The 16,437-nt window shown below is 63.6% G+C and carries 14 protein-coding genes; 6 read left to right on the forward strand and 8 right to left on the reverse strand.

What is annotated here, in order from left to right; translation table 11 throughout:
- Positions 1 to 26 precede the first annotated feature (26 nt).
- Positions 27 to 2,270 (forward strand): DEAD/DEAH box helicase, encoded by a 2,244-nt coding sequence (locus BGO82_RS12555; protein ID WP_291305941.1) that lies wholly within the window; start codon positions 27 to 29, stop codon positions 2,268 to 2,270.
- Between the two features lie 175 nt (positions 2,271 to 2,445).
- On the opposite strand, the gene BGO82_RS12560 is transcribed toward BGO82_RS12555, so the two are convergent.
- The gene (locus tag BGO82_RS12560) at positions 2,446 to 4,242 is read right to left on the reverse strand and encodes a hypothetical protein (RefSeq protein ID WP_291305942.1); all 1,797 of its coding nucleotides are present in this window, start codon (positions 4,240 to 4,242) and stop codon (positions 2,446 to 2,448) included.
- A 526-nt stretch (positions 4,243 to 4,768) separates the two neighbouring features.
- Entirely contained in the window at positions 4,769 to 5,701 is a 933-nt protein-coding gene (locus BGO82_RS12565; RefSeq protein ID WP_291305943.1) for a DUF4238 domain-containing protein, read from the reverse strand.
- Positions 5,702 to 5,762: 61 nt separating this feature from the next.
- On the opposite strand from BGO82_RS12565, the gene BGO82_RS12570 reads away from it, so the two are divergent.
- The 3 genes from BGO82_RS12570 to BGO82_RS12580 all read left to right on the forward strand — a co-directional run bounded on the left by BGO82_RS12570 (position 5,763) and on the right by BGO82_RS12580 (position 8,331).
- Positions 5,763 to 6,347, forward strand: a complete 585-nt coding sequence (locus BGO82_RS12570) for a hypothetical protein (protein WP_291305944.1) — start codon at positions 5,763 to 5,765, stop codon at positions 6,345 to 6,347.
- Positions 6,348 to 6,499: 152 nt separating this feature from the next.
- Positions 6,500 to 7,420, forward strand: coding sequence for an HNH endonuclease (locus BGO82_RS12575; RefSeq protein WP_291305945.1), 921 nt, complete (start codon positions 6,500 to 6,502; stop codon positions 7,418 to 7,420).
- The gene (locus BGO82_RS12580; RefSeq protein ID WP_291305946.1) at positions 7,417 to 8,331 is read left to right on the forward strand and encodes an HNH endonuclease; all 915 of its coding nucleotides are present in this window, start codon (positions 7,417 to 7,419) and stop codon (positions 8,329 to 8,331) included. Before BGO82_RS12575 ends, BGO82_RS12580 begins: the two co-directional genes overlap by 4 nt.
- Positions 8,332 to 8,616: 285 nt before the next feature.
- Here the strand turns inward: BGO82_RS12580 and BGO82_RS12585 are convergent, their stop codons facing one another.
- Positions 8,617 to 10,038, reverse strand: coding sequence for a glycosyltransferase family 2 protein (locus tag BGO82_RS12585; RefSeq protein WP_291305947.1), 1,422 nt, complete (start codon positions 10,036 to 10,038; stop codon positions 8,617 to 8,619).
- A gap of 254 nt (positions 10,039 to 10,292) precedes the next feature.
- On the opposite strand from BGO82_RS12585, the gene BGO82_RS12590 reads away from it, so the two are divergent.
- The gene (locus BGO82_RS12590; RefSeq protein WP_291305948.1) at positions 10,293 to 11,102 is read left to right on the forward strand and encodes a transporter substrate-binding domain-containing protein; all 810 of its coding nucleotides are present in this window, start codon (positions 10,293 to 10,295) and stop codon (positions 11,100 to 11,102) included.
- A 25-nt stretch (positions 11,103 to 11,127) separates the two neighbouring features.
- Here the strand turns inward: BGO82_RS12590 and BGO82_RS12595 are convergent, their stop codons facing one another.
- Positions 11,128 to 11,538: a tellurite resistance TerB family protein gene (locus BGO82_RS12595; RefSeq protein ID WP_291305949.1), complete on the reverse strand. Its 411-nt coding sequence runs from the start codon at positions 11,536 to 11,538 to the stop codon at positions 11,128 to 11,130.
- Positions 11,539 to 11,672: 134 nt separating this feature from the next.
- On the opposite strand from BGO82_RS12595, the gene BGO82_RS12600 reads away from it, so the two are divergent.
- Entirely contained in the window at positions 11,673 to 13,286 is a 1,614-nt protein-coding gene (locus BGO82_RS12600) for a lysine--tRNA ligase (RefSeq protein ID WP_291305950.1), read from the forward strand.
- 2 nt (positions 13,287 to 13,288) lie between these two features.
- Here BGO82_RS12600 and BGO82_RS12605 read toward each other — a convergent pair whose 3' ends face one another.
- From BGO82_RS12605 to BGO82_RS12620, 4 genes are read right to left on the reverse strand one after another with little or no spacing between them, the layout of a single operon-like run.
- Positions 13,289 to 14,587 (reverse strand): chloride channel protein, encoded by a 1,299-nt coding sequence (locus tag BGO82_RS12605; protein ID WP_291305951.1) that lies wholly within the window; start codon positions 14,585 to 14,587, stop codon positions 13,289 to 13,291.
- 39 nt (positions 14,588 to 14,626) lie between these two features.
- Positions 14,627 to 15,244, reverse strand: coding sequence for a dienelactone hydrolase family protein (locus tag BGO82_RS12610; protein ID WP_291305952.1), 618 nt, complete (start codon positions 15,242 to 15,244; stop codon positions 14,627 to 14,629).
- Positions 15,241 to 15,708: an aminoglycoside 6'-N-acetyltransferase gene (aac(6'), locus tag BGO82_RS12615; protein WP_291305953.1), complete on the reverse strand. Its 468-nt coding sequence runs from the start codon at positions 15,706 to 15,708 to the stop codon at positions 15,241 to 15,243. The genes BGO82_RS12610 and aac(6') overlap by 4 nt, the downstream gene beginning before the upstream one ends.
- Entirely contained in the window at positions 15,705 to 16,352 is a 648-nt protein-coding gene (locus BGO82_RS12620) for a helix-turn-helix transcriptional regulator (RefSeq protein ID WP_291305954.1), read from the reverse strand. Before BGO82_RS12620 ends, aac(6') begins: the two co-directional genes overlap by 4 nt.
- Positions 16,353 to 16,437: the final 85 nt, after the last annotated feature.

Genomic DNA, 16,437 nt, shown 5'->3' on the forward strand with positions numbered 1-16,437 from the left:
GACGTTCGCCTGAGGGGTGCAAATAGGTGAAGCGCTTCGAGCCCTTTCATGGCCATTATCCAAAGTCTGTTCGCGCTTGGGTGAATGCACGTCGCTGGACGAAGTTTCGGGAAATTCAGCGCCTGGCGATCGAGAGTATTCCGATTGATCCTGACAGCCCGATTCCAGACCTAGTTCTCGAAGCGGAGACTTCGAGTGGGAAGACCGAAGCGGCATTTCTGCCACTTATGGCTCGTCTGGAAAACAATCGGCAGCCAAAATCCGGCTTTGCCATCTTGTATGTCAGTCCCCTGAGAGCGCTGATCAACGACCAGATGACTCGAATTGGTCCTCTGGCCGAGGCCGTTTCTTTGAAGGCCCACGGGTGGCACTCGGACATCAAGATCTCGAGCAAGAAGGCTGCTCGAGCAACGAGGAGTGGTGTCCTGCTCACGACACCGGAGTCACTTGAAGCGTTTGCTATCGGGGCGAGTGAAGAAGGCTCCATGTTCGACGCTCTGACGAGTATTGAGTGCGTTGTTATCGACGAACTCCATGCCTTTTTTGACAGCCCCCGCGGGCGGCACCTGCAGTCCTTGCTACACAGGCTTGAGCTCCTATCGCGCCGGAAGATTCCACGTATCGGCTTGTCGGCGACTTTGGGCGATGCGGATCGCAGTGCGGCGGCCGTGCTGCGCCCCGAGGACTATGCGGCGGTCAAGGTCATCCGTTCATCTGGAGAGGAGGCGAGGCCCGCGACGATCAGACTAAGGGCGTTTGTCGACCCGGATGAGAAACGAATCGAAGGCGATGAACCGGCCGAGGAGATCGTCGACCTCATCGCACGGCGGTTAATCGAGGACTTTTCCGCAGACAAGCGAGGGCTGGTCTTTGCGAATTCGCGCGCGACGGTTGAGCACCTCGTGGAACGCTGTCAGGCCGAGGCCGGACCGACCGGGATCCGCTTTGAACCGCACCACTCGTCAATTCCTGCCGCCGATCGTCGCAAAGTTGAGGACTGGATGCGCGGGGAGGGCACCGATGCCCCGGCCCGGATGGTCGTCGTTGCTACCAACACGCTTGAACTTGGAATAGACATTGGTCGAGTCGAACGAGTGGTCCAAATCGATCCGACCTTCACCGTCTCAGCGTTACGCCAGCGTGTGGGGAGGTCCGGACGACGCGGCGATTCCCACCCTACCGGTCTATTGTATTTGCGGGAGGGGCGCGTGACTGAGGCCTCGCACCCCTTGGATCGGTTGCGGCTACGGACCTTTCAGTCGGCGGCGACTGCCCAACTTTCGATGGAAGGTCAATTTGAGCAGCCGAACGCTGCCGACCTTCAACTATCGACGCTCTTTCATCAGGTAATCTCATGGGTGAGGCAGGCGACCTTTGCGACCACCGCCGAGCTCTATGATGGCCTGATCGAGAGTGGGCCGTGGCGCGCAACTCGGAACGTGATCAGTCCGAGCTTCTTTGCTCGGTTCCTCGAAACCATGGCAACGGGCGAGAGCCGAGCGATCGAGGTTGTTGAGACCAGCTGGCAGCTGGCGGACACGCCAAGAAATAAGCGGCATGCTTTTACGGTCTTCAGCAGCCCTCCCGAATACATCGTCTCGGCCGGCGGCGTAGTGATTGGTCGGTTGCCGATGACAGTCGCGTATCGCGTTGGAGACACGTTTGTTCTCAACCGGGGCCGGTGGCGCGTTGTCAATGTCAGCGACGAGCGACGAGCGCTCACCGTAACCAAGGCACCGACGGCCGGTGCTCCAAGGTTTGGAGGCTCTCCACAAACGCCTAGCGGCGTAGTCAACCAGCGGATGCTGCAACTCTACAGGGGCAAGGATGTCTCAGCGCTCTCTGAAGAAACATCGTTCCAGAGTTTGGTTGATGAGGGACGGCAGGCATTCCGCGATCTCAAACTAGACACGCAGCGATTGCTCGTGGCCGGCAAGGACGTCCTAATCTTTCCGTGGCGAGGCGCTCGCGCCTTGACGACCCTCACGCTGATGCTGCGCCGGGAGGGGCTGCGGGCGTCGGCTTCGAACTTCGCCGTGCTTGTCGAGGGAACTGACGTTGGCGAGGTGGTCCGAGTACTAGGCCGGTTGGAGTCGGAAAAACTACCTGAGCTTGACGAGCTCGCCCGGGAAGCTCGTCAGTTGCGGAGCGACCGTTTTGACCGCAGCCTCATTCCCTACCATCAGAGGCTGGCGTTCGCGCACCGCCATCTTTCAGGTGATCGATTCGCGGAGTTGGTGAAGGAATTGATCAAGCGGTCGGGACTCTAGCTGGCGATGCCGACAACCTGCAGCGTCGTCCCGAGTTTGTTGAAACTGTTGCCAGCGGAAGATAGCAGCGCGCTCAGCTGCCGCATACGGCCCACCTGCGCGGTTGACTTGGTTGCCCGGTGACTGTCGACTGCCTTTGTCCAGGTCGCCTCCGTTATGCGTGGTTGCAGGATGATTACGCTCCTTCGTCCATTGGCCGAAGCTTGTCGAGTTCGGTGCAGAACTTTGCGCGGTTAGTCGCCGTACCGTCCTGACGCCACACTAGGTCCTTGTTTCGATCGGTGGTTCGGTCGTTGATCCCCTGGATGAGGAGACCGTGGTCGAAGTTGCGCAGGTTCTTTGTCGCCTGGCTGACAACCTCGGAGAATGGCGTGACGCTGATCGTCGTTGCGCTTCCCGTCTTTGTTGCTTTGACGTGGATGAACGTCACAAGCTTGCGGTTGGAGCTGAGAGCGATGAAGTCGGCGATTTCTCCCGATCCATCGTCGCACAATAGCTGCCAGTCATTGACTGGGTGCGAGGCGGTGCTGATGAGATCGGCTATGTTGTTGCGAACGTAGCAGAATAAGGAGTCACTCTTTCCGATCAGCTCGGGTGCGTAGACCATCTTGCCCTTGCCGCCGCGCTTGGTCGGTTTCTCATCCCGCAGCTTGTACTTCTTGCCGTCAGCCGCGGGCGCGAACTTCTTCCACTGCCAGTTCTCAAAAATCACGTCGTGGAAGCGCATCGCGTATAGAACGCTGTTTTGCACAACGTGACCTGAGCCATAACGAAGCGTGAGATTGGTGTTGCGCTTCATAAGGGACTTGTCGAGCGCAACCATCCGTTCGTCGGCCTTGTCAACCTCATAGCTAAGGACGCGATGCAATATCTCGACCGAGGTGTCGGTACGTCGGACAGGCTCAAACCGAATTGTCGCAAGCAGGATGCTGTCAAAATACGCACCTGCGATAATCTCAGAGGGGCGTGCCTTGGCGGTCTCTGCCTCGTTGACGACGAACGATCCGCGCCTCTGCCATTCGTCGAGCAGGACCGGCTCGGAGATCTCGCCAGTCAAAAGCTCCGTTTCCTGAGTCGTCGGAGCCTCATAGCCTACGTCGAATCCGTCGCTCAGTAGCGGAAGGCTCGCGGTTACAGCCGGTTTTGCGACCACCGGAAGGCCTGCACGTTCGAGGTCCGCAACCGTCTTGGGATCGGCAATTGCCGTCCGGATCGCCTTTACCAATGATTTCAGTTCATCGGCAAACTCGTCGAAGGTCTTCGTCGACTTGGTCCATAGGGTCCCCTTCGCATGTGAGACGCCGATGCGAGCAATTTCGCCGCTGGCCTGGGGCACTTCGCTGATTGCGGCGGAGTACAAGAATGTTTGGTCATCGAAATGGTCGAGCGCGTATCTGAGGTTCGGGCCACTGAGCACTTTCCGATCGGCTTTCAATTCCGTCGGCACGTGCAGCCCATCCAGCCAGGCGCTCTTGGTCCGTCCCTTAACGAACGCATTTTCGAGCGTTTCACGATCGATTGGTTCCGCTGTTCTTGAAAGTGAGATCGTTTTCCGATCGTCGCCTGCCGAACCGAAGGAGATCAACTCGACCAGTCTCTGTCGCATAGAGTCCTGGCTCGCGAAAATTCCCAAGTGCTCCCCGTGTACCGCAATGACATAGAGGTGATGTTGGGTATCGATAGGGTCACCTGAGGGGGTCGAACCATCTGAGCCGTTGGTAGCGAGGTCATCCCGACGATACCAAGCCGGCGGCCTATCGATGCGATACCAGCCACCGAGGGCCGTCACCCCACCCTTTGCATATTCTTCGAGTTCGGTGACTTCCCGGTCGTCTATCGTCACTGGACGCGTTGGAAGCGTCGTCGCGAGTTCGGGCAGTTTTGAATTCAGTTCGCGCGCGAGAGCTTCGGCCCCGGTGGCATGAAAAAGCGACAGCGTTACGTGGGGTCGGGTATTTCCAAAGCGGAGCATTGTGGACCGTCAAAGGAGCAAAGTATCCGATGACCCTAATCTGCTGGGGGAGAAGGTCAAGGTTCCAGTCCTCGGATGCAAGTATGTGAGAGGCGCGCTTGTCGTCGCTCGAGGATAGTCAGGGCTTAGCCGAGTTCGCCCCAGGCGGTGTCCCACAACGTGTCATCCTCAATTGCCACGACCGCTATCAGTTTGCGATATTCTGCGAGCACCTCCCTGCGGGACGTCGTCGATCTTGCACACTTTCGGCATAGCCAGTGTATTCGTGGCCATCGGGCTCGAACCACTGCATGTGCTCGACACTGGCCATCGCGTCGCCCTTCGATCCCCGCGTAATCCGAATGATCGGTGCCCCACCATAGTCCACTACGCCGGCATCCATCGAGACCCGGCGCCATCGCTTTACCATCGGCTCCTCACTCCCATCTATTGCGGCCGCCTGATCCGGATGAGACACCTCTGGCGTTCCTTCATTGAAGACAAGCGCCGGTCGAGCACGATCAGGCGAGATACTGCTGGTACCTGTTCATCGCGCGGCAGCCGTGGGCTGGCTGTCGCTCGCACGCTGATAGCGTTGGGCGAGCTGTTCGACGAAAGTGGGACGCTGGCGTGTCCCCATGTGTTGCTGGACAAAGGGGAGCAGAGTGTCGTCGCGTGCGTAGGCGAATTTTACCGCCCGTCCAGTCACCATCATGTTGAGCGACGTAACGAGCTCGGCGGGATCGCGCGCCTCGATCTTCCTCTGCGTCTCGATGTCGTTGACCGCCACGAACACGGTCTTCGGTGCAATTGGCAGAAAGATGAAGGCGTCCGGCTCGGTAATCGTCCATGTTGAAAACACCGGTCGGTCCGAGGTGATGAACTCTCCTTTCTCCGACGTGATGCGTTTTACCAGCCAACGCATGTTGTTGAGCACTTCCCCTATTCCAGAGTGATCAATGAGCCGCGGAGCGAGCTCCATCGCCCGGCTATCCGTCGAGCGACGGTCTTGCACGAGAAACTCGGCAAGCGTTTCGGGATCGGTCGGGCGACGCGCGGCCAAGTAGCGCGGCTCAAGGTCGAGCATCGCGCTCTTCCATTGTGTCGCCACGCCGGCCTTGAGCGCGCGGATCGAGTGCGGGTCGCGAAGCATCAATGAAAGGATGAAGCGCGACCACGAGCTTCGCAGCTTTGAGTCTCGTGTCATCCGCGGATCGTCGCTTTCGAGGGCATGCAGCGCTTCGGAAGCCCTGGTGTCGAGCGTGCGCATGAAGCCCGATTCGACGCGTTGAGCTTGCTCGGGCGGCAGCCCCTCGATCTCGTAGAGGCGATCTGCAAAGCCGGTCTGTTTGGGGGAGCGGCGGTTGGGGATCACGCGGCCATCGTCGAGCTTGGTCAGCTGGCAAAGCTTGCCGTCTTCAGCGCACCAGCGCGAAAGATAAAACTCAGGCAAGTAGTGGTGGCGGAGAGGGATGTTCATGGCTCTGATTCCTTGCGCCGATCAGGTTTGACTAGCACTCGATTCTCCCCGACTTTGTATCATGCTCCAACGCGTGACTGCCCACCTTCTCGACAATGTCCTCCCGGCAGCGGCAGACTACTTTGGGGCGGAACAAGAGCTTTCGGCGGCCTATGCCGCCAGTGGCCAGCAGTTGCCAGCCTGCGAGCGCGAGGCCAAGAAGGCCAGGAGACTTGCGGCAAATGCTGCTATTGCCCTTGATGGCCTCGTCGATCGAACGGCCAACGAACTAGGGCTTTCGACCAGCACCGTGCGCGCGCAGGTCGGACCACTCTGCATCCTTGGATCCTCGCCGCGGGCTGGATGCATTGAACGTGTTAGGGCCGTGGCCGATGCCTACAAGCACGACGAGCTTTCCAACCCGCAGCATCCGATCACGTCGAACGACGACGTTCTGGTGGTGGCGCCTGGCTATGGCATCGACGGGTTTGGCGTCGGCAAAATGGGTGGTGTCGAAGTTGCCGTCCATCAGGACAATGGGGACTTGCGAAAGTTTCTCGGCGACGTTCCTGCCGCAGTTCGCGGTTGGCTCCAGTTTCTATCCAACAACGGCGCCGTGCTGCCACCCAATAGTGTGAGCGTGTGCAACGTCAAGGTGTGGCCATGAGCGAGGTACCCCGTCGCACCTCGCGACTTGCTTCGCGTAGCAGCTAGCGATCTTCCACGCGGGCGCCTGCGATAGCGTCCGCAGGTGACATCTGTGCGGCGGTCGTAGTCAAAGAGCTTGCTTCACTTGCATCGCCGTCGCAACTTGCAAACGTGGTCAAGATCTTCGTCGGCGTCACAGATCAGGACTGGTTCGATCTCCTTTCGGCTCAAGCACCGGACGAGGTGAATTTCTGGTCGCCTAGCGGGACGACAACTTTTCGGGCGCTGGCCCCCGGCGAACTCTTCCTCTTCAAGCTTCATGCCCCGAACAACTTCATCGCAGGCGGCGGGGTGTTTTCGCATGCCTCGATACTCCCGCTGTCGCTCGCCTGGGAGGCTTTTGGCTCGAAGAACGGCGTGCGGTCGCTGACGGATATGCGGCAACGTATCGATCGCTATCGCCGTGATGATGCGACTAAACGCGTAGGCGAGGTCAGTATTGGGTGCCGGATCCTCACCAGCCCGTTCTTCTGGCCGCGCGAGCAATGGATTCCGGTGCCCAACTCGTTCGCATCCCAGACCGTTGTGGGTAAGGGGTATGATACGGAGGCTGAAGAAGGGCGGGCTCTTTGGGATGCGGTAACGGAGCGGGCGACCATCGCTCTGGGCATGGTGCCTGCGGCCTCTGCTGAGCGCTACGGTGCACCCGTTTTGGTCAGACAGCGGCTGGGACAGGGAGCGTTCCGAGTCTTCGTCACTGACGCCTATGGCCGACGCTGTGCGGTGAGTGGTGAAAAGACTCTTCCTATCCTCGATGCGGCACACATCCGCTCCTATGCCGACGGTGGAGCGCATGAAGGAGCGAATGGCCTCTTGCTTCGCACCGACATCCACAAGCTGTTCGACCTCGGATATGTAAGTTTCGACGAAGATCGAAAGTTCATCGTCAGCCGCCGCCTGAAGGCCGACTTCGATAACGGTAAGCACTACTACGACCTCCACGGCACGGCACTGAGCGCTCCGAGCATTGTATCAGCGGCCCCGGCTACTGCGGCGCTCGAGTGGCACCGAGAGAACAGGTTCCTGGGATGAGCGACACGCGCGACACCGCCGCCCGTCTCGCTGCTGCCGAGCATGTTCGACGCATCTCGGTCGGCGACGCGCTCAGCAGCGAACAGCTCGCCGCTGGCTTCGCCTTCGAGGGTGAGCGAGTTCCGCTGATCAACCCTCAGCGTGGGATCTTCAAACCCAAGAGCATGGAACACCTGCTTTCGGTACGAACCGTGTTTCCGAGCCGCGGGAGGAAGGTCTGGTATGACGACCAACGCATCGTCCATGCTCAGGTGACTCAAGGGCAAGAACTGATCGACTACGCGTTCATGGGCGACAATCCAGACGCAGCCGACAATCGCTGGCTGAAGCAGGCGCACGACGCACAGGTGCCGTTCCTTTACTTCCTCGGCGTCGCGCCTGGTCGCTACACGCCGATCTGGCCGACTTACGTTGCTGATTGGGTGCCGGGTGACCTGAAGGTCAGGCTGGCGTTCGGCCAAAGCGTGCAGGACGCTATCCCCGATGCCCCCGAGCGCCGATATGCCAGTCGACTTGTGCAGCAACGGTTACACCAGGCGACATTCCGGGAGGCGGTACTTACGGCGTATGGTGGCCGTTGTGCCCTCACTGGCCTACCCGAGCCCCGCCTCATCGATGCTGCACATATCATCGTCGATCGAGACGAGGACCTAGGCCAGCCAGTCGTCCCGAACGGGCTGCCGCTGTCCAAGATTCATCACGCTGCGTTCGACGCTAACCTCATCGGTATCGACCCCGACTACAACATCCATGTTAGCGAGGGATTGTTGTCGATCAACGATGGGCCGATGTTTGAACATGGAGTGAAGGGCCTCGTTGGTCGAAAGCTGCGCCTGCCCGTGCGCCCATCTGACCACCCTGACCGTGATCGTCTTGCACGACGGTTTGAATCGTTCCTCCGAGTCGCTTAACCGCGACCTGAGCGGCGGCCGCACACCCTTATCCCACGGCTATGTATGCGCTCTCGGCGTAGCCGCGAGCTAGCTGCGATGGGTCGACGACGCTAGGGCTCGCAAGCCTCGATCTCGTGGAGATCGCCTGGCGACGGGGCGGAACGGATCATTACCGGAGTCTGACGTGGGGCGAAGAGATGGTGCGTACGCGACGACGCCAGCCGGCTCCTGCCAGCGCTGCGTAAGATGTTGAAGGCCCCAGGGCAGCCTGGGCACGCGAACTAATAGGTCGAACCCCGGGAATTAGCGGCGCAAAGCGGTCGTCGATTTTGTTGCGATGGAGTTGCGATGAGCCGACGAGGCGCCATGTGGATCCGCAGAAAGACTGGGAAATCTTGAGGTTAGCTTGTGTTGACAAAGGCGCATCCAGCCCTTCATCCAGCGCGTGCGTTGCGCCATCCAGGCGCGTAGCGTCAGCGGCGCTTCCTCGTAGGTGCGGCTGTCGAAACATTCGGTGCGCAGGCCTCGCCGCGCCAGCCGCACGCCGAGGTCGGCGTCCTCGGTGACGTTGAAGGCGTCCCACCCGCCGATGTCGCGCAGCACCGACAGGCGGAAATGGTTGCTCGTGCCACCCAGCGGCATCGGCAGCCCCCAGCGCGACAGCGCCGGCAGCAGCCGGCCGAACAGCCCGGCATACTCGCCGGCAAACAGCGCCGTCAGCGCGGTCTCGCTGGCATTTTCGGGCATCAGTTCCGCCTGCAGGCAGGCGAGCCCGGGGTCGGCCTCGAACAGGCTGGCGGCAAGGCGGAGCTGCTGCGGTTCCGGCATGTCCTCGGCGTCGAACACCACGAGATATTTGCCGCGGGCGAGCGGCAGCGCGTAGTCGAGCGCCTTGGGCTTGGTGCGCGGCGGCCCGTCGGGCACCACAACCATGCGGAACATCGGATCGGCCAGCACCGCCTCGACCGCGGCGACCGTCTTGCGGCTGCGCTCTTCGACCACGAAGCGGATGTCGAGCTTCTCCGGCGGATAGTCGAGGGCGCCCATGGCGCGCCGCAGCAGCGGCACCATCGCCGCCTCGTCGCGCAATGGGATCAGCACGCTGTAGATCGGCAGTTCGGCGTCGGACAGCAGGCGTGGCGCGGGCCGTCCGGAGGCGTGCGGAACCGCGGCGACCAGCCGCAGCACGCCGGGGATCATCAGCAGCGGCGTCACCAGCGGGATCAGCACCGGGCGCGCCACCACGCCCGACACCATCACCACCAGGATCACCGCGGCGAGCAGCAGGGCGAAGCCGATGCGGGCATGCCGCGGCAGATCCTGCGACGCGCTGGCGCGCGGCCACAGGCGCGTGAGCCGCTGCCGCGCCTCGTCCATCAGCTGTCCGCTCGCGGCCCGTGTCAGCCCGGCCTCGATCGCCTCCGGCGGCACGATGCGCAAATGCCGCTTCAGCCGCTCCGGCGCGGCGTGCAGATGCATTGCCTCGGCGAACCATGGCGCGACGAACAGCACCTCCTCGCCCAGCACCTGCTGGCGCAGCGTGCGCGCCCCGCCAAGATGGTCGAGCCGCGCGATCGGCGGGACCGGCAGCCGCGACGGCGTGACGCTCGCAAACGGGGCCTCCAGCCAGACGGCGACGCGCCGCCAGGTTTCGGCGCTGCCCAGCCCGAAGCGATGCGCGCAGTAATCCAGCGGGTCCACGCCCATCTGGCCTGCAATGTTCAAATGCCGTCGCGCCGCGAGGTCGGTCGTGCAATTTTCGCGGAGGACGGCGCGCAATAATGCGATCGCCTCGTCCGGATGAGACAAGGGCTGCGCTCCCGGGCAGTCCGCCTCTTCAGTAAAACAATGGCCTAAGTATCAATGCGTATATCGGTACGCCGACCGCCGGCATTTGCAAGAGTGTTTCGGCGCGCTCCGGCACTCGCCAGCCGGGCGGAATTGCGCCATAAGCGGCCCACATCCTGTTGCGGACCATGATGCGCGCCTTACTTGCCCTGATCGTGCTGGCGTTCGGCCTCGGCGCCGCCTCCGCCCAGACGCTGCCCTACCACGCCGATCCGACGGCGCGCGAGATCGTGCCCAATCTGTCGGCGGTGCCCAGCATCCGCTTCCTCACCACCGCCGACTTCCCGCCATTCAACTACCGCGACAAATCGGGCGAGCTGGTCGGCTACAATGTCGATCTGGCGCGCGCCATCTGCGCCGACCTCACCATCGCCTGCACCATCCAGGCCTGGCCGTGGGAGCAGGCGGGCAAGGCGCTCGAGGACGGGCAGGGCGACGCCCTCATCGCCGGCGTGGCGATGACCCGCGAGAACGGTGCTCTCTACGATTTCTCCGACATCTATCTGATGCTGCCGGGCCGCTTCGTGACGCTGAAGGACGGCGCCGCCAATTTCGATCCGAAGGCCCTGGCCGGCAAGACCGTCGCAGTCCGCAAGGGCTCGGCGCATGAGGAGTTCATGCGCCGCTATCTGCCCGACGCCAGGCTCGCCGAGTTCGACAGCGAAACCGCAGCGCTCGAGGCAGTGCGCGACAAGCAGGCCGACGCCTATTTCGGCGACGCCATGCGCGCGAGCTTCTGGTTCATCGACAATCCCGAGTGCTGCAGCTTCGCCGGCCAGCCCTATTTTAGGCCGGACCTGTTCGGCGACGGCTTCGCCATCGCGGTCGCCATCGGCCACGACGCCATCCGCCAGGCGATCGACTACAGCCTCGCCCGCCTCAAGAAGGACGGTACGCTGGACGAATTGTACCTGCGCTGGTTCCCGGTAGGATTCTACTGACGAGCAGGCACGTCGCGGTGCTTCGCTACTCCGCCCGCCGCAGCCGCGCCCGCGCCGACGCCTCGATCGCGGCCGCCACCAGATTGTCGAGTTGCAACCCGTCGCGGATCATTTCGAGCAGCCGCAATTCCTCCTGCTCGAGGCGCAGATCCACCGTCGCCACCTCCACCGCCAGCGCATAGGCGGTGTCGCGCAGCCGCTCGGGAATGGCGCCGAAGATCATGCCCAGCACCTTGTCGAGGTTGGAGCTGTCCTTGATCAGGTCGATCGCCTCGGCGGCGACCTGCCCGAGATTGTCGCGGTTGAAGCCGTCGAACACCGGCAGCCGGCCGACCAGGCTGGAGATGATTTCGAGCTCGCGGTCGCTCACCCGGGCGTCGGACGTGGCCGCCACCACCATCAGATAGATCAGGGCGTCCTGGGGCTGCAGCGTCATCTTGGATACGTCTCCGCTCGAAAAAGCCCCGCATACCTAGGGAGCGGGGTCGCGCTTGTCCAGCGGCGCGGCCATTGACTTTGCCTCGCCGAATGCGGCAACGAGGGCCGACTTTCAACAAAAGGTTGAATTCCGTGTCTACCGCCCCGCTTCCTGCGCTCGATCCCGCTTTCTTCGACGCCGCCCAGACCGCCAAGGCCTGGCCCTTCGAGGAAGCCCGCAAGCTCGTCGCCCGGTTGCAGAAGACGGGCAAACGCGAAGCGCTGTTCGAAACCGGTTACGGCCCCTCGGGCCTGCCCCATATCGGCACCTTCGGCGAGGTGGCGCGAACCACCATGGTGCGCACCGCCTTCCGGTTGCTCACCCGCGACGAGATCCCGACGCGGCTGCTGTGCTTTTCCGACGACATGGACGGTATGCGCAAGATTCCGGACAACGTGCCGGACCGGGCCCTCCTCGAGCCGCATCTGCACAAGCCGTTGACCAGCGTGCCCGACCCGTTCGGCGGCCACTATCCGAGCTTCGGCGATCACAACAACGCCATGCTCCGCCGCTTCCTCGACACCTTCGGCTTCAACTACGAATTCGCCAGCGCCACGCAATACTACAAGTCCGGCCGGTTCGATGCGCAGCTCATCAAGGCGGCGGAAAAGTACGACGCCATCATGGCCGTGATGCTGCCCACGCTGGGCGCCGAGCGGCAGGCGACCTATTCGCCCTTTCTGCCGATCTCGCCGCTCTCGGGCCGCGTGCTCTACGTGCCGATGAAGCATGTCGACGCCAGGGCCGGCACCGTCACCTTCGACGACGAGGACGGCACTGAAACGACACTGCCGGTCACCGGCGGCCATGTGAAGCTGCAATGGAAGCCCGATTTCGGCATGCGCTGGTCGGCGCTCGGTGTCGATTTCGAGATGTTCGGCAAGGACCACCAGACCAACGCCCCGATCTACGACCGGATCTGCGAGATCCTCGGCGGCAAGGCGCCCGAGCATTTCGTCTACGAGCTGTTCCTCGACGATGTGGGCCAGAAGATCTCCAAGTCCAAGGGCAATGGCCTCACCATCGACGAGTGGCTGACTTACGCCTCACCGGAAAGCCTCGCGCTCTACATGTTCCAGAAGCCGCGGCAGGCCAAGCGGCTGTATTTCGACGTCATTCCGCGCGCGGTCGACGAGTACTACCAATACGTCGCCGCGTTCCAGAACCGCACGCCGGCCGAACGGCTCGAAAATCCGGCGTTCCACATCCACGGCGGACACCCGCCGGCCGACACGCCGCCGATCACCTTCGGCCTCCTGCTCAACATCGTCTCGGCCAGCAACGCCGACGACACCGCGGTGCTGTGGGGCTTCATCTCGCGCTATCTGCCCGGCGCGACGCCCCGGAACCACCCCGAGCTCGACCGGCTCGCCGGCTATGCGGTGCGCTATTTCAACGACCGCGTGAAGCCGACCAAGACCTTCCGCGCCCCCACCGACAAGGAACGCGCGGCGCTCCAGGACCTGCACGACCAGCTTGCCGGCAAGGAGGCGCTGTCGGCCGAGGAATTGCAGAACATCGTTTACGAGGTGGGCAAGGCACATCAGTTCGAGCCGCTGCGCGACTGGTTCGGCGCCATCTACGGCGTGCTGCTCGGCGCCGACCAGGGGCCGCGCTTCGGCTCCTTCATCGCCCTCTACGGCGTCAACGAGACGCGCAAGCTGATCGAGGACGCGCTGGCCGGCAAGCTGCTGACGCCCGCCTGAGCCTATTCGGCGGGCTTGCCCGCAGCGGCCGATGCATGCCCGGCAAAGCCCTTGGCGAGACCATGGTACAGGCGTTCCTTGCAGACGATCGCCGCCGTGCCGTCGGCAATGATGGCACAGGCGATCAGCGCCAGCAGCAGCGAGTGGGTGTCGGTCATTTCCATGACGATGACGGTCGAGGTCAACGGCGCGCGCACCACGCCGACGAAATAGCTCGTCATCATCAGCAGTGCGATCGTGCCGGGCGGCACGCCGCCGAACAGCGGCGCCAATAGTCCGCCCAGGCCGGCGCCCACCGACAGCGACGGTGCGAATACGCCGCCGGGGATGCCGCTGATCGTCGTTGCGAGCGTCGCAATGAATTTGGCGGGCGCATACCACAGCGGCAGCGTGCCGCCCTCGATCAGCGCCCGTGCCGGGGCGTAGCCCGTGCCCCAGGTCAGTCCGCTGCTGCCCACCCCCATCAGCGCCACCGCGAGGCCGCAGACCCCGGCGAAAATCACCGGATGCCGGCGAACCCAGGTCAGCACCGGAGCCGCGCCGTTGGCGGCGAACAGCACCAGCCGCGAGAACAGTCCGCCGGCAATGCCGCCCACCACGCCGATCACCGGCACCGCGACGAGGCCGGCGGCGAGTGTCATCGAATCGTGCAGCGATCCGAAATACAGATAGTCGCCGGCGATGCCGAGGCTGACGAGGCCCGAGATCACCACGGCCGCCATCACCAGCAGGGTCAGGCGCTGTTCATAGGCCGCCGCCAGCTCCTCGAGGGCGAACACCACGCCGGCCAGCGGCGTATTGAAGGCACCTGACACGCCCGCTGCGCCACCCGCGATCACCACGGCGGCGGAGAGCGGCACCTTCAGCACGCGGTGCATCGCGGTCATGATGGCGGCGCTGATCTGCACCGTCGGCCCTTCGCGGCCCGACGACGCGCCCAGCATCAGCCCGGCGATGGTGACGACGGTCTTGGCGAGCGCCGTCCGCAGCGACACCAGCGGCGAGTGCTCCGGCTGCGGCAGCCGCGCCGCGGCGATCACCTGGGGAATGCCGGAGCCGCGCGCCTCCGGAGTGAACCGGCGCGTCAGATAGACCAGCAGCATGAAGCCGAGCGGCGTGATCGCCAGCAGCGCCGGCCCCAGCCGCGACGCCCCGGCGGCGAACACGCGCTGCGTCTGGTCCGACAGCATCGCGAAAGCCAGCGCCACGAGGCCGATCAGCACCGCGCCCAGCAGCGTCGCGGCGCGGCGTCGCAGGGTCTGGCGAAGTTCCGGGGAAGCAAGCGGGGAGAGGAGTCGCACGCCGATCAATTGCGCCGCCCTGCCGGCCGGGTCAAGGCGCTACAGATGCGCCTTGAGGAAGGCGACGGTTTCGCCGAAGGCGAGGTCGGCGGCAGCCGCGTCGTATTCCGGTCGGTCGGCCTCGGCGAACCAGTGCTTGGTGCCCGAATGCAGCAGCGTCACGCCGGCATTGGCGGCGGCCAGGGCCTCGGCCATGTCGCGCTGCTCCTCGGGGCCGTCGAACGCATCGGTCTCGGCGAAATGCGCCAGCACCTTGGTGGATCCGCTGTTGAAATTGCCCACATGCGCGGCGTAGTAGGCGACCACCGCGCGCAGGTTCGGCGCCTCTGGCCCGATCAGCCGCAGCAGCTGGAAGCCGCCGAACGAGAAGCCGACGGCGCCGAGCTCCGCCTGCGTCACTGCCGGATGCCGGCTGAGTTCGTCCAGCGCCGCCGTGAGCTTGGGCACCGCTTGCGGCCAGGTCGCATCGGCCAGCTTTTCGGCCCCCGCCGGATCGGTCGTCACCGCGCCGTCGAACAGGTCGGGCAGGGCGACGACGAAGCCCTGTTGCGCGAGTGTCGCGCCGTAGCTCAGGATCGTTTGGTTGAGGCCCCACCAGGGATGCACCACCAGCACACCCGGACCCTTGCCTTGCGGCGGCAGCACGATCTCCATCATTGGCCTTCCTCGCTATGCAGCAGCTTGCGGAAATACACGACGCGCTCGGTCTCCGAAAAGCCGAGGGCGCCGTGCAGGGCCTGGCTGTCGCGATTGGCGATGTCGGCGTCGGAGGCGAGCTCGGTGCAGCCTGCGGCCCGCGCCCACGTCTCGACGGCGCGCACGAGGCTGCTCGCCACGCCGGCGCGGCGATGTTCGGGGACGACATAGATTCCTTCGAGGAAGCCGACCGGCGACGTCTCGCAGCCATTGACGTAGTCGCTGCGCAGGCTCGCTTCGGCAAACCCCGCGGCGGCGCCGTCGATGCGGGCGATGAAGGCCGGGGTGCGGCGCGGATGCGAGAGCGCCTCGGCGATATCCCGCTGATGCTCGTCGGACGGCGCGTGCGGCCACAGGGCCTGCCGCAGGCGGGCCCATTCGCCGGCGTCGGCGGCGGTGGCCGGCGCCACGGCGACCGCCGTCACTGGCTGGCCCAGATGATGCGCGCGATCCACTCGACATCGGACATGTCGATGAGCCGCGGGGCGTGGTTGGTGTTGAGCGAATGCAATTCGACGAGATTGGCGGTCTGTCGCGCCAGGATCTTGGCCATCACTTCGCCGTCGCGCGTCTTCACCACCACGCGGTCGCCGCGCCGCACCTGCTCGTTGCGCGACACCACGATGCGGTCGCCGTCGCGATAGAGCGGCAGCATCGAATCGCCGGTGACTTCGAGCGCATAGATGCCCGGCTCGCCCGGTGCCGGCAGGTGCACCTCGTCCCAGCCGTCGCCCGCGGGAAAGCCCGCGGCATCGAAGAAGCCGCCGGCGCCCGCCTGCGCAAGGCCGAGCAGCGGCACCGTGGCGCCGGTCACGCCGCCCGCGGTCGCCGTCTGCAGGTAGGCGCCACCGGCCGCGAGGAAGGAATCGAAAGTCTCCCCGGTGGCGTCGAGCAGCTTGGCGATGCTTTCGGTCGACGGCCAGCGTTCGCGCCCGTCGCGGCTGACGCGCTTGGAGCGGTTGAAGGCCGTGGCATCGAGCCCGGCAAGCTTCGCCAGCCCCGACGGCGTGAAGCCGTGCCGCGTGGCAAGCGAATCGATGGCGTCCCAAATGGCGCTGTGCGACAGCATTTCTGCACCGTTTGAGGAAAATTGTCCCGTCAGGAGACAGAAGTCCTATGTATTAATCCGTGCTTGTCGTCCTGTAAAGGCTTTG

The organism is Devosia sp. 67-54, assembly GCF_001899075.1.
Lineage (GTDB): Bacteria > Pseudomonadota > Alphaproteobacteria > Rhizobiales > Devosiaceae > Devosia_A.